This is a genomic window from Arthrobacter sp. BB-1 (genome assembly GCF_006151685.1).
Classification (GTDB): Bacteria; Actinomycetota; Actinomycetes; order Actinomycetales; family Micrococcaceae; genus Arthrobacter.
Genome location: NZ_VDEV01000017.1, coordinates 45,051 through 58,840, shown reverse-complemented (window position 1 = coordinate 58,840; position 13,790 = coordinate 45,051). Strand labels below are relative to the sequence as shown.

Annotated in this window: 11 protein-coding genes; 5 read left to right on the top strand and 6 right to left on the bottom strand. The window is 66.4% G+C overall.

Features of this window, described 5'->3' with window-relative positions; genetic code table 11:
- Window positions 1–140 precede the first annotated feature (140 nt).
- Window positions 141–920 (bottom strand): trans-aconitate 2-methyltransferase, encoded by a 780-nt coding sequence (locus FHJ30_RS09740; protein ID WP_139029131.1) that lies wholly within the window; start codon window positions 918–920, stop codon window positions 141–143.
- A gap of 96 nt (window positions 921–1,016) precedes the next feature.
- Here FHJ30_RS09740 and FHJ30_RS09735 point away from each other — a divergent pair, with 96 nt between their 5' ends.
- From FHJ30_RS09735 to FHJ30_RS09725, 3 genes are all read left to right on the top strand, one after another.
- A complete protein-coding gene (locus FHJ30_RS09735; protein ID WP_139029098.1) occupies window positions 1,017–3,560 on the top strand; it encodes an RNA helicase in 2,544 nt (847 codons plus the stop codon).
- A gap of 39 nt (window positions 3,561–3,599) precedes the next feature.
- On the top strand, window positions 3,600–4,097 hold the full coding sequence (locus FHJ30_RS09730; protein ID WP_139029097.1) for a GNAT family N-acetyltransferase: 498 nt from the start codon (window positions 3,600–3,602) through the stop codon (window positions 4,095–4,097).
- Between the two features lie 76 nt (window positions 4,098–4,173).
- Window positions 4,174–5,439, top strand: coding sequence for an alpha/beta fold hydrolase (locus FHJ30_RS09725; RefSeq protein ID WP_373683137.1), 1,266 nt, complete (start codon window positions 4,174–4,176; stop codon window positions 5,437–5,439).
- Here FHJ30_RS09725 and FHJ30_RS09720 read toward each other — a convergent pair.
- The 5 genes from FHJ30_RS09720 to FHJ30_RS09700 all read right to left on the bottom strand — a co-directional run bounded on the left by FHJ30_RS09720 (window position 5,425) and on the right by FHJ30_RS09700 (window position 11,995).
- Window positions 5,425–6,810, bottom strand: a complete 1,386-nt coding sequence (locus FHJ30_RS09720) for an MFS transporter (protein WP_139029095.1) — start codon at window positions 6,808–6,810, stop codon at window positions 5,425–5,427. The two genes, FHJ30_RS09725 and FHJ30_RS09720, sit on opposite strands and share 15 nt — an antisense overlap.
- A gap of 108 nt (window positions 6,811–6,918) precedes the next feature.
- Window positions 6,919–7,947 carry a TerC family protein gene (locus tag FHJ30_RS09715; protein ID WP_139029094.1) on the bottom strand — a complete coding sequence of 343 codons (1,029 nt, stop codon included), beginning with the start codon at window positions 7,945–7,947 and terminating at the stop codon, window positions 6,919–6,921.
- 203 nt (window positions 7,948–8,150) lie between these two features.
- Complete coding sequence (gene uvrB / locus FHJ30_RS09710) at window positions 8,151–10,247, bottom strand: excinuclease ABC subunit UvrB (protein WP_139029093.1); 2,097 nt, start codon at window positions 10,245–10,247, stop codon at window positions 8,151–8,153.
- A gap of 92 nt (window positions 10,248–10,339) precedes the next feature.
- On the bottom strand, window positions 10,340–11,554 hold the full coding sequence (gene coaE / locus FHJ30_RS09705; RefSeq protein WP_139029092.1) for a dephospho-CoA kinase: 1,215 nt from the start codon (window positions 11,552–11,554) through the stop codon (window positions 10,340–10,342).
- A 108-nt stretch (window positions 11,555–11,662) separates the two neighbouring features.
- Window positions 11,663–11,995, bottom strand: a complete 333-nt coding sequence (locus FHJ30_RS09700) for a hypothetical protein (protein WP_139029091.1) — start codon at window positions 11,993–11,995, stop codon at window positions 11,663–11,665.
- Between the two features lie 549 nt (window positions 11,996–12,544).
- Here FHJ30_RS09700 and FHJ30_RS09695 point away from each other — a divergent pair.
- Together FHJ30_RS09695 and FHJ30_RS09690 are read left to right on the top strand one after the other, a co-directional pair.
- Window positions 12,545–13,234: a YigZ family protein gene (locus FHJ30_RS09695; protein ID WP_139029090.1), complete on the top strand. Its 690-nt coding sequence runs from the start codon at window positions 12,545–12,547 to the stop codon at window positions 13,232–13,234.
- Window positions 13,218–13,721 (top strand): GNAT family N-acetyltransferase, encoded by a 504-nt coding sequence (locus tag FHJ30_RS09690; protein WP_139029089.1) that lies wholly within the window; start codon window positions 13,218–13,220, stop codon window positions 13,719–13,721. The genes FHJ30_RS09695 and FHJ30_RS09690 overlap by 17 nt, the downstream gene beginning before the upstream one ends.
- Window positions 13,722–13,790 lie beyond the last annotated feature (69 nt).

Here is a 13,790-nt window from a genome sequence, read left to right as displayed (position 1 = left end):
CAGTTAGGTCAATCGACGGAGGAAACAGCCCGCGGCGGCCTCTCCCCCATCAGCCACCACGTCATTGTAGGCCAGATCACTTACCAGGGTTGTCACACGTGTGACTGGCCTGTGAAGAAAGCCCGGCGGCTTGGATTTCGTCACTGGTTCCTGCAGCCCACGGCAAAGATTCTCCGGAACGGATAGACCGTCCCATGCCCCGATTGTGGATAGGCATCCCGCAGCAGTGCCGCGTACTCGGCCTCGAATTCCGCCCCCTCCCCAGGGGAGAGGGCGGCAAGCACGGGGCGCATCGCCGTGCCGCGTACCCACTCCAGAACGGCGTCCTCGCCGGGCAGCACCTGCAGGTACGTCGTCTCCCAGGCATCAGCCGAGAACCCGGCGTCAAGCATGAGCCGCAGGTACTCCGCAGGCTCGCCCACCGACTCGCCGCCGCGGAGCACCCCGCCGAGCTTCGGCTCCCAACGCTGCGAGCCCGCAAGTTCCCGCAGCAACGCATGCGACGGGGCATTGAAGTTCCCGGGGACCTGGAGCGCGAACCAGGCGCCGGGGCGGAGGGCATCCAGCCAGGTCCGCATCAAGTCCTGGTGGCCCGGCACCCACTGCAGGGCGGCGTTGCTCACCACAACATCGGTCTCCCCGGAGGGCTTCCACTCCGAAATGTCTGCAAGTTCGAAGCGCAGGGCCGGGTTTCCTTCCGCCCGTCCGGCAGCCCTGGCAAGCATCTCCTCCGAGGAATCAAGGCCCACCACCTCCGCATCCGGCCAACGGTCCGCGAGCGTCGCGGTCAGGTTCCCCGGCCCGCAGCCCAGGTCCACCACCTGGACAGGCCGGTCGGCGTGGATCCTCCCGGTCAAGTCGAAAAAAGGCCGGTCCCGGTAGTCCCCGAACTGGACGTATTTCGCCGGATCCCACTTCATATCCATCTCCGCATTCTGGTGACGTCTGCTGTACCGCGAAGCCTAACCCGGGCGCGGCGGAATCACCGGCACGGCAGGGCACTAAGCTGGCAATCAATGAAACTCGTTGACCAGCTGCCCCATCCCCCCGCCCCCAACCGGACTGCCGGCGTGGATCCCGACGATCTCTACATGCGGTTCGTTGAGTGGACGGAAAGCCGGGGATTGGCCCTGTACCCCGCCCAGGACGAGGCCATTATGGAGCTGGCCACGGGGGCCAACGTCATCCTGGCCACCCCCACCGGGTCCGGTAAGTCCCTGGTGGCCATCGCCGCCCATTTCCAGGCCATGGCCCTGGGCCAGCGCAGCTACTACACTGCACCGATCAAGGCGCTGGTTTCCGAGAAGTTCTTTGCCCTGTGTGACATTTTCGGCGCCGAGAACGTGGGCATGATCACGGGTGATTCAGGCGTCAACCAGGACGCGCCCATCATCTGCTGCACGGCCGAGATCCTGGCCAACACTGCCCTCCGTGAAGGCGCAGCCGCGGAACTCGGCACGGTGATCATGGACGAGTTCCATTTCTACTCGGATCCGCAGCGCGGCTGGGCCTGGCAGGTTCCCCTGCTGGAGCTCCCCCAGGCACAGTTCCTCCTGATGTCCGCCACGCTGGGCGACGTCAGCAGGTTCGAGGAAGGCCTCACGGCGCTGACGGGCCGTGCCACCACGACGGTGAGCTCTGCGGAACGGCCCATTCCGCTGCATTACTACTACCACGAGACCCCCGTGCACGAGACGCTGGAGGAACTGCTCTCCACCAGGCAGGTGCCGGTCTACGTGGTGCACTTCAGCCAGATCGAGGCCATTGACCGCGCCCAGACCCTGATGAGCATCAACGTCTGCACCCGTGAGGAAAAGGACAAGATTGCAGAGCTGATCGCCAACTTCCGGTTCGCGGCCGGTTTCGGCAAGACCCTGAACCGGCTGGTCCGCCACGGCATCGGCGTGCACCATGCCGGCATGCTGCCGAAGTACCGGCGGCTGGTGGAGCAGCTGGCCCAGGCGGGGCTGCTGAAGGTCATCTGCGGCACAGACACCTTGGGCGTCGGAATCAACGTGCCCATCCGGACCGTCCTGCTCACGGCCCTGAGCAAGTACGACGGCGTCCGCACCCGGCTGCTTAACTCCCGTGAGTTCCACCAGATTGCGGGCCGGGCAGGCCGGGCAGGTTACGACACCGCCGGGACCGTGGTGGTCCAGGCGCCTGAACACGTGACCGAGAACGTCAAGGCAATGGCCAAGGCCGTGGCCAAACACGGTGACGACCAGAAGAAGCTGCGCCAGGTGGTGAAGAAGAAGCCGCCCGAGGGGTTCGTCAGCTGGGGCGAGCCCACCTTCAAGCGGCTGGTCGAATCGGTGCCGGACCCGTTGACCTCCAGCTTCACGGTTACGCACGCGATGCTGATGAACCTGATGGAGCGGCCCGGGGACCCGTTTGCGGCCGCCCGCCGCCTGCTGACGGAAAACCACGAGACCCGGTCTTCCCAGCTGCAGCTGATGAAGAAGGCACTGGGCATCTACCGCGAACTGCTCGCCGCCGAGGTGGTGGAGCGGATTCCTGCCCGGGAGCAGGGACCGGACGGCCGGACCGTCCGGCTGACTGTCCACCTCCAGCCGAACTTCGCACTCAACCAGCCGCTGTCCCCCTTCGCACTGGCTGCGCTTGAACTCCTGGATCCTGAGTCGCCGTCGTACGCACTGGACGTGGTGTCCGTGATCGAGGCGACCCTGGAGAAGCCCCGGCAGATCCTGTCCGCCCAGCAGAAGAAGGCCCGCGGCGAGGCGGTGGCCGCCATGAAGGCGGACGGCATCGAATACGACCAGCGGATGGCCATGCTGGAGGAAGTGTCCTACCCCCAGCCCCTCGCGGAGATCCTCAGGGAAGCCTTCGAGGTGTACCGGAAGGCGGCCCCTTGGGTGGGCGACTTCGAGCTGGCCCCCAAGTCCGTGGTCCGGGACATGTATGAGCGCGCCATGAACTTTGGCGAGTTCGTGCAGTTCTACGGGCTGGCCCGTTCGGAGGGGATAGTCCTGCGCTACCTCGCGGACGCCTTCAAGGCCCTGCGGCAGACCGTTCCCCAGGACATGCTGCGCGACGACCTTGAGGACCTCATCGCCTGGCTCGGCGAACTGGTCCGCCAAGTGGACTCCAGCCTCCTGGACGAATGGGAGGAACTCGCCTCCGGCGCCGCCCCGACGCCGCACGACGCGCCTCCCCCGCCCCCGCCGTCGCTCACGTCCAACATCCGGGCGTTCCGGGTGATGGTGCGCAACGAGATGTTCCGCCGCGTGGAGCTGTTCGCCGACGAGGACGCGGCCGCATTGGGAGAACTCGACGGCGGAGCCGGCTGGGGCGCCGAACGCTGGGAAGATGCCCTGGACGACTACTTCGACGAACACGACGACATCGGGACCGGGCCCGATGCCCGCGGACCGGCGCTGCTCATGATCACGGAGGAAAAGGACCGGTGGAAGGTCCGGCAGATCTTTGAGGATCCTGCCGGCAACCACGACTGGGGGATTTCCGCCGAGGTGGACCTGGCTGCCTCGGACGAAACCGGTACGGCCGTGATCAGGGTGACGGAGGTCAACCGGCTCTGAACCGTGCCCTTGCCTGCGGCTGGCCGGTAAGCTCGAACAATGAGTGTAATCCGCCCCGCAACCCCGCACGACGTGCCCGCAATCCTTCGGATGATCCACGAATTGGCGCACTACGAGAAGGAACCTGACGCCGTCCGGAACACCCCGGAGATGCTGCGGCAGGTGCTGTTCGGCGAGAGCCCGCGTGTGTTCGCCGCCATGGCGGAGAACGCGGCGGGCGAAGTCCAGGGGTTCGCACTGTGGTTCCTGAACTATTCCACCTGGGAAGGCGTGCACGGGATCTACCTGGAGGACCTGTACGTCAGTCCGGAGGCCCGCGGCGAGGGGCACGGAAAGGCCCTGCTCCAGCACCTGGCCGCCACCGCCGTAGAGAACGGCTACGCAAGGGTTGAGTGGAGCGTCCTTGACTGGAATGAGCCGTCCATCAACTTCTACCGGCGCCTCGGCGCCAGGCCCATGGACGGGTGGTCCACCTTCCGGCTTACCGGCCAGGCCCTCGAACAGTTCGGCAGTGCCGTCCCCGCCGCCAATGGCTAGTGCGGGAATGCCCTCGCCGGCGGGTCCGGCGGTGCGGGCGGGGCATGAGGTAAGGGCGCAGCACCAGTTCCGCGGGATGCGTTCCACGGAGCACTTCTTCACGGTGCCGCTGGACCACTCTTCCCCCTCAGGCGAAACGATCACCGTTTTTGCCCGTGAGTACGTGTCGGCCGCGCACAGCGAGGAGGAGGCCGCGGACCTTCCCTGGCTCCTGTTCCTCCAGGGCGGTCCGGGCGGACGCGGCAACAGGTTTGGCTCACTGGGCGGCTGGAGCAAAGCGGCAGCCAAGGACTTCCGGATCCTGATGCTGGACCAGCGCGGAACAGGGCTGTCCACGCCTGCGGACCGGAACACCCTGCCGTTGCGGGGGCCCGCTGCGGACCAGGCCGCATACCTGGAGCACTTCCGTGCGGATTCCATCGTTGCCGACGCCGAGCTGATCCGGGACGCCCTGGGGTCCGGCCCGTGGACGGTCTACGGCCAGAGCTACGGCGGCTTCTGCGCGCTGACGTACCTGTCCTTTGCACCGGGGGGCCTTCGGGAAGTCCTGGTGACCGGTGGCCTTGCGCCGCTGGCGGGTCCGGCCGACGACGTGTACCGGGCCACGTTCCAGCGCGTGGCAGCCCGGAACGCGGAGTACTTCGGCTGGTACCCGGAGGACCGGGACATGGTCGACAGGATTGCCCGCCACCTGAGGAGCACCCCCGAGTTCCTTCCCGACGGCGGCCCGCTCACCGTAGAGCGCTTCCAGATGGTGGGTTCCTTCCTCGGCGGGAACACACGCGTGGACGCCCTGCATTACCTGCTGGAGGACGCCTTCACGGAGACCGCCCACGGCGTCCGGCTTTCGGATGCCTTCCTGGACCAGGTGCAGGGCATCGTTTCGCGCCGGTCAAACCCGCTCTATGCCCTGATGCATGAATCCATCTACGGCCAGGGGCAGGCCACTGGCTGGTCAGCGTGGCGGGTGCTGGAGGACTACCCGGAATTCCGGCCGGACGCCGAGCCGCTGCTGCTGACGGGCGAGATGGTTTATCCGTGGTACTTCGAGCAGGACCCGGCACTTCGGCCGCTCCGCGACGTGGCGGAACTGCTTGCGGCAAAGCCGGACTGGAAGCCGCTCTACGACGTTGCGCAACTGGCGGCCAACACCGTGCCGGTGGCTGCCGCCGTCTACTCGGACGACATCTACGTGGACCGGAAGCTCTCCCTTGAGACAGCGTCCGCGGTGCGGGGGTTGCAGGTCTGGGAGACCGGCGACTTCCACCATGACGGGATAGCCGACGACGGGGAAGGCATCTTCGCGCGGCTGCTGGGCATGGCGAGGTCAGGCGGCCGCTGACTGGCGCCGGCCCGCCATGACGGTCACGAACGCCGCGGCCAGGACGGCTGCGCCCACCACGCCGCCCAACAGGTTCAGGCCCAGATAGCCGATCCAGCTGAGGACCAGGCCGGAGACTGCCCCGCCCACGGCTCCGGCGGCGCCCATGAGCATGTCCGAAACGCCCTGCACCACCACCCGGGAGTCCTGGCCGACGCTCTCGGCGAGCAGGGTGGAACCGGACACCGTGGCTGCGGACCAGCCCAGGCCCAGCAGGACCAGGCCTGCCGCCACTGCTCCCGTGGACGCCTGGCCGAACCCTGCGACAGCCACGGCCGCGATGAGCAGGGTAAAGCCAATCATGATGGTCTGCGCCCTGCCGGCCTTGTCCGTCAGCCAGCCCATCACCGGTGACAATGCGAACATCCCGGCGATGTGCAGCGAGATGGTGAACCCGATGATCACCAGCACGTCGCCGGAAGCCGTGTGGCCGGCGTGGCTGGCGCCCGGCCCCTCCACCAGTTCCTGCAGGTGCAGTGGCGTCATGGACATCACACCCACCATCACGGCATGGGCTCCGATGACGGCGGCCACTGCCAGGAGGGCGGTGCGGGAGCCGCGGATGGCGCGGAGCCCGCGGACCAGCGAGCCGCCGTCGTGCTTTGCCCGTCCCCCGGTGCTTGCCCCCACGGCGCTGACGCCTGCTGCCGGCTGGTGCCTCTGTGCATCCTGGGCGGCGTTGCCGGCCTGCTGCGGGGCAAGTTCCCTGGCCAGCAGCAGCGGATCCGGCCGCAACCCGGCAAAAAGGAGGATGTTCGCCACCAGGAGGCCGGCGCCGGCAATCACGAAAGGTCCTGCCACGGGCGGAAGGCCCAGCGCCTGTCCTACCACGGTGCCTGGCTGGATGAGGTTGGGTCCGGTGACGGCACCGACGGTAACGGCCCACACCACGGCGGACAGGGCCCTGCCGCGGTGTTCGGGGTCCGCAAGGTCGACGGCGGCGAAGCGCGCCTGCAGGCTGGCGGCGGTACCCACTCCGATCCCGGCAGCACCAAGCACCAGCAGGATGAAAAGGCCGGACACCACCGCGAGCACCATCAGGGCCGTGCCTGCGAGGGCCGCGGACAGCCCGGCTACCTGTCCGATCCGTCGTCCCCTGCGGTCGGCCAGCGAGGCAAGCGGCAGGGCCGCCAGCGCGGCGCCGAGGGTCATGACCGTGGCAACGGCACCCGCCCAGGCACTGGAACCGGACAGCTCTACCGCGAGGATGGACCCGATGGAAACCGTGGCTCCGGTGCCGATTCCGCCAAAAACCTGGGCCGCGCTCAGCAGCACCACCGTGCGCCGCTGCACGTGGCGCACCCGTTGCTCCGCTATCAGGGTGGGGGCCATGTTCCGAGCATAGTCCTCGCCAGGCCGGCCCTGCAGTGGGAATTTAAAAGCGAAAATCCCGGCCGCAGGTGCGGCCGGGATTTCCCAGCTCAGGAGGACAGGGGACGCTTACTCGGCGTCGCTGTGGCTCCTCCGGGCATCTTCCTCGAGGCGGGGGTCCAGGTGTGCTTCCTTGGCTTTGGAGCTGACCAGGCTGGCGATCACGGCGATGACGATGGTGCCGACGATGACGGCCAGGGACACGAACGTGGGGATCTCGGGAGCCCATTCAATGTGCTGGCCGCCGTTGATGAACGGAAGTTCGTTGACGTGCATGGCGTGCAGGACCAGCTTGACGCCGATGAACGCGAGGATGAAGGACAGCGCGTGCTTCAGGTAGATCAGGCGGTTCATGAGGCCGCCGAGCAGGAAGTACAGCTGGCGCAGGCCCATCAGGGCGAACAGGTTGGCTGTGAACACGATGAAGGGGCTCTGGGTGAGGCCGAAGATGGCGGGGATGGAGTCGACGGCGAAGAGCAGGTCCGTGAGGCCGATGGTGATGAACACGATCAGCATGGGGGTGAAGACCTTCTTGCCGTTCACGGTGGTGCGCAGCTTGCCGCCGTCGAACTTCTCGGACATGGGGATGACCTTGCGGATCTTGGCGATCAGCGGGTTCTCCCGGTCTTCTTCATCCTCGCCTTCATCCTGGGCCTGCTTCCACGCAGTCCAGAGCAGGAATGCGCCGAAGATGTAGAACACCCAGCTGAACTGCTCGATCACGATCGCGCCGAGGAGGATGAAGATGCCGCGCAGGATCAGGGCGATGATGATGCCCACCATGAGCACTTCCTGCTGGTACTTCCGGGGCACCGAGAAACGGGCCATGATGATGATGAAGACAAACAGGTTGTCGATGCTGAGGCTGTATTCCGTCACCCAGCCGGCGACGAACTGGCCCCCGTATTCGGGGCCCGTGAAGGCGAACATGGCCCCGGCAAACACCAGGGCAAGGCTGACGTAAAACGCTACCCAGAGTCCGGCTTCCTTCATGGAAGGTTCATGGGGGCGCCGGACCACCAAAAGTAGGTCGATCAGGAGGATCAGGCCGAGGACGACAAGTGAGCCGACTTCGAACCAGACGGGCAATTCGAGCACAGGGTAGCCTTTCGCAGGGTACAGAGATGCGGTGTAAGTCTCTCCGGCCTGCCTGCGCACTTGGTGCTGAAACGGCGGCCCGCTACGCCCGGCGGGGCAACCATGCCCTGCGTGTTGACGATCGTAGCGCTCGGGATACTCCCCTACGTGACCTTAACTCTACCCCAGGCGGGCAGCCTGGCCGTCCCCCGTTGATGTTTGTGTCAGGCGTGCCCGGCGGCCTGCATCTGGCGCAGTTCCTTCTTCAGCTCGCTGACCTCGTCCCTGATCCTGGCTGCAACTTCGAACTGAAGTTCGGCGGCGGCGCCGTGCATCTGCTCCGTCAGCTGTTCGATCAGACCCACCAGGTCCTCCGCGGGCGCCGCGGCGAGGCCGTCCGAACGGACCTGGGCGGCACCCTTGGCGGCGGACTTCCGCTTTCCGCCCTTGGCCAGCCGGTTGTTGTTCAGCAGCTCCTGGGTATCGGCGTCTTCCTTGGCCAGTTGGTCCGTGATGTCGGCGATCTTCTTCCGCAGCGGCTGCGGGTCCACGCCGTGTTCGGTGTTGTAGGCAACCTGGATGGCGCGGCGCCGGTTGGTCTCGTCGATGGCCTGCGCCATGGAGTCCGTGATGCGGTCAGCGTACATGTGCACCTGGCCCGAGACGTTTCGGGCCGCGCGGCCGATGGTCTGGATCAGTGACGTGGAGGACCGCAGGAAGCCTTCCTTGTCGGCGTCGAGGATGCTGACAAGGGACACCTCGGGCAGGTCCAGGCCCTCGCGGAGCAGGTTGATGCCCACCAGGACGTCGAACTTGCCCATTCGGAGTTCGCGCAGCAGTTCCACGCGCCGCAGCGTGTCCACGTCGGAGTGCAGGTACTCCACCTTGATGCCGTGCCCCAGGAGGTAGTCCGTTAGGTCTTCGGCCATCCGCTTGGTCAGGGTGGTGACCAGGATCCGTTCGTTCTTCTCGGTGCGGGTCTTGATCTCGCCCAGCAGGTCGTCGATCTGGCCCTTGGTGGGCTTGACCACCACCTCGGGATCGATGAGGCCCGTAGGCCGGATGATCTGCTGCACAAAACCGTCGGCCTTGCCGAGTTCGTACTTGCCCGGAGTGGCCGACAGGTAGACGGTCTGGCCAACGCGTTCCAGGAATTCGTCCCACTTCAGCGGCCTGTTGTCCATGGCCGAGGGCAGGCGGAAGCCGAAGTCCACCAGGTTCCGCTTGCGGGACATGTCGCCTTCGTACATCGCGCCGATCTGCGGGATGGTCACGTGGGACTCGTCCACCACCAGGAGGAAGTCGTCCGGGAAGTAGTCCAGGAGGCAGTGGGGAGCGGTTCCGGGTGCGCGGCCGTCAATGTGCGCCGAATAGTTCTCGATGCCGTTGCAGAAGCCCATCTGCTGCATCATCTCAAGGTCGTACATGGTCCGCATCCGGAGCCGCTGCGCTTCCACCAGCTTGTTCTGGCTTTCCAGGACCTTCAGCCGGTCGGCAAGCTCATCCTCGATCCGCTTGATGGCCCGGGACATCCGCTCGGGGCCTGCTACGTAGTGCGAGGCGGGGAAGACATACATCTCCTCTTCGTCGCGGATCACCTCTCCGGTGAGCGGGTGGAGAGTCTGGATATTCTCGATCTCGTCCCCGAAGAACTCGATCCGGATGGCCAGTTCCTCGTACATCGGAATGATCTCCACAGTGTCCCCGCGGACGCGGAACGTGCCACGGTGGAAGTCCATGTCATTGCGCGCGTACTGCATGGACACGAATTTCCGGAGGAGGTCGTCCCGGTTCATCTCCGCCCCCTTGCGGAGCGTGACCATTCCGGCGATGTATTCCTCGGGCGTGCCCAGGCCGTAGATGCAGGAGACCGTGGCGACGACGATCACGTCGCGGCGGGTCAGCAGGGCGTTGGTGGCGGAGTGGCGGAGCCTTTCAACTTCCTCGTTGATGGAGGAGTCCTTCTCGATGAAGGTGTCCGTCTGGGCGACGTAGGCCTCGGGCTGGTAGTAGTCGTAGTAGGAGACGAAGTACTCCACCGCGTTGTTGGGCAGCAGCTCGCGGAATTCGTTGGCCAGCTGCGCCGCCAGGGTCTTGTTCTGGACCATCACCAGGGTGGGACGCTGCACCTGCTCGATCAGCCAGGCGGTGGTGGCACTCTTGCCTGTACCCGTGGCACCGAGCAGCACCACATCCTTCTCGCCGTTCTTGATGCGCTCCGTCAGTTCGGCAATGGCGGCGGGCTGGTCCCCGGCGGGCTTGAATTCGCTGATGACCTCGAAGGGCGCTACAACACGGTTGATATCCTGCGCAAGGCTCATGGATCTAATCTACAACCGGGCACCGACGCCAAGGGGCCAGTCCGTTACGGGCGAACAGCCCGCAGGTCCACGGTCGGGTCCACGGTCGGGTTTCAGGACGGGTACGACGGCGGCGCCCACCCGGTTTCCTCGGCCCAGGCGGACATAAGGGGCCAGGCAACGTCCGTGAACCACGGTTCCTTGGCCTCGGCGTACGCCCTGGTGCTTGCCGAGCCGGCAAAGCGCGCAGCGAGGTCCGCCTTGTGCGCCGCATAAAGCGTGCGTGCGGACGGCTCCGCCCGCAGCCAGTCACGGAACATCAAGGCAAAGCGCCAGCCATGCGAGCCCGCAACGCGGACGTGGACGTTGACCGGGCGCCCGGGATCCGCGTTGGCATGGAACCGTTTCTGCCACTGCCCGGGCTCCGGCGCCGTCGGCATGGGCGTATCGGACCCGGCGCCGGGGACCAGGGGGAAGCCGGCCGCGGCCAACAGGGGCGCAGCACGGTCTGCTGCGTCCAGGCCGGAAACCGCGACCTGCAGGTCTATGACGTCCTTCGCGGCCAGCCCTGGCACGGACGTGGAGCCGATATGGTCCACCGCCAGGATGAGCCCGGGGGCGGCTGACGCCAGCCTTGCCGAGATCCGGGCCGCCTCCTTTGCCCATTCCTCCCGGTAGGGCTCCAGGACGGGTCCGCAGTCCCTGGCCGCACGCGTCCGTGCGGCCAGGTTGTGGGCGAAGGGCACCAGCCGGCCGTCCCAGAGCCGGTCCACTTGGTCCAGCAGGTGCTGCACGCTGCCGGAGTTGTCCAGGACGACGTCGGCCGCGGCCAGCCGCTCCTCCCGCGTGGCCTGCGCGGCCATGCGGGCGCGGGCGGCGTCCTCCGTCATGCCGCGGTGCTCGAGCATCCGCTGCAGCCGCACATCGTCAGGAGCGTCCACCACCACAACCAGGTGGAAGTCGCTTCCCTGTCCGGTTTCCACCAGCAAGGGGATGTCCTGCACCACCACCGAGTCGCCGGGCGCAGCTTCCGCGATGGCCGCCGCGCGCGACCGGACCAGCGGGTGGACGATCCCATTCAGCACGGCCAGGCGGTCAGCATCTCCAAAGACCAGGGCGCCGAGCTTGGGACGGTCAAGCCGGCCGTCGGCACCAAGGACATCCCTGCCGAACTCCGCCACAATCCGGTTGAGGCCCTGCGTGCCCGGCTCCACCACTTCACGCGCCAACGCATCGGCATCCACGAGCACCGCGCCGCGTTCTTCCAGGCGTGAGGCAACCACTGACTTTCCGGAGGCAATGCCGCCCGTCAACCCGATCTTGAGCATCCCACCACCCTAATCCCCCGGCCCGGGTCAAGGGAGCGTCTGAAGTGCTACGGACCAGCCCCGGCCGGCAGTCATCAGGGACAACCGGCCAGGACGCGGGGGCCACTCCTAATTGCTCCGGTACATATTGCCCAGTGCATATTGGTTGGCCGTGATGCGGGAGTTGGCGCCAAGGAGGTCGTCCAGCTGCTGCAGACTGCGGATTTCCTCGGCGCTATAAGGCGCGGCTATTGAGCCAGCGAGCAGGTCTGTGCCGACGTCGGCCGTAGTCGTAGAGGCATGGGCGGGCGCGGCAACCACTGCTCCGGAGAAACCTGCTGCGGCAACAGTTGCGATGGAAAGGAACAGCTTCCTCTTATTGGCTCCACGGGACCGCTTGTCCCCAGCCGCGGGTCCGGCCAACTGGGCAGAAATGCGATGGTTTCCTTTGGACGTGAACAATGTACTGCTCCTTTCTTGCGGTGCCACTCCTGGTGAATGGCAGGGTTTACCCGACCGTTTTCGGTTCAGGCTTGCGCCGGATTCGGCGAAGAGTCGATTGAGGTGCACCAGAGATGGACGCCCATACGTCTTTTAAGCGGCGTCCGCACCGGACAAGGACCGCTCAAGCCGGCAGTCCGGCCAGATCTCTTCAGCCCAGTTTCTGCGGTAGTCGGAACTTGCAGTTGCTTGGCAGCCGGGCTGCCGATGAAGGTCTTCGGGCTCCGGTGCGAACTGGACCGGACCCCATTGATGAATGCCGCGGCTTGAGGCTTCTACCCGCTTCATGATCAGGCTCCCCCTTGCTGTTAGGACTGCTCTGCTGGCCCATTTCCTGCTGTTCCAAGAATCCCGCTGAAGCCTTAATCGATCCTTAATCCCGCAACACCGACCCCTACCCCACACCCTGCCGCCGGCCGGAACGAAGGTGCTGGTGCGGCTGGCCTCCGTTCCTGAACCGGCACTTCCCGCCTTGCCTGGTCGCGGGAGCTTGGGCCTAGACTGGGGCGGGTGCAAGAGGAAGACAGCAGGGCCACGGGCTACACCACCCTGGCGGCCGGGCCCGATTTCCGCCACGAGATCGAGATCAAGCGCTCGCGGTTCATCACCGTCCTGCGCCGTGCCGAAACAGAAGAAGCCGCACGTGACCTGGTGGCTGGCCTGCGCCGCGAATTCCATGACGCACGGCACCATTGCTCCGCCTTCATCATCGGCCCGGACCGGGACATCCAGCGATCCAATGACGACGGCGAGCCCTCGGGGACGGCGGGCATCCCGATGCTTGAGGCACTGGCCAAAAGGGAGACGCTGCCCGGGGTGGCCGACCTCAGTGACGTCAGTGCCGTCGTCGTGCGGTATTTCGGCGGTGTCCTGCTGGGGGCCGGCGGACTGGTACGCGCCTACTCGGAATCGGTCTCTTCCGCACTCTCCCTGGTGCCCGTGGTGCGCCGGAGCAGGCTGCGCATCTGTGCGGCCGAAGTGCCGCATGCTGTTGCCGGCCGGCTAGAGAACGACCTGCGCTCAGCGGGATTTGTGATGGCCGAAACCACGTATTCCGCCGGGCACACGGTCCTGCGCGTGGCCGTACCGGACCAGGCCGCAGCCATTGCAGCTGCCGCCGGGCGCTTGCAGCTGCTGACCGCCGGCAGCACCGCCCTCAGCATGGAAGGAACGGAGTGGGTGGATGTCCCCCTTGCCTGACGTGTTCCTGGTGGACGTCGACGAAGAGGTGCTGGACCGGCTCCTGGACCTTGCAAAGCGGGACGCCTCGCCCGATGAGGTGGCTCCCCCGCTCGGCGGGCCGGGCTGGAACCTGGAACGTACTGCCTGGTTCCTCAGCTACCATCGCGCCGCTGCGGAAGGCCTCGACGGGACGGCGGGAGAAAAGTCCTGGGGAATCCTGGCAGACGGTGCCCTGGCCGGCTCCATCCGGCTCAAGCGGGTGGACGCGGGCAACGGCCGGGAAACCGCAGAGACCGGCATCTGGCTTGGCAGGAGCTTCCGGTCCCGCGGCATCGGCAGCGCGGCTCTTCGCCTTGTCCTGGCGGAAGCCCGCGGCGCCGGAATCAAGGAGGTGACGGCCCGCACCTTGGCCGGAAACCGCGCTGCCCAGCGGATCCTTGCCGGCGCCGGCGCCCTCCTCACGCCCGACGACGACGGAACGGTCCGCGCCGTCGTCGCACTTTAAAGCAACAGACCCCCCGCCCGGAGGCAGGGGGTCTGTTGCCTGGCCCGGAAAAGTCCGGGCCGGTGGCAA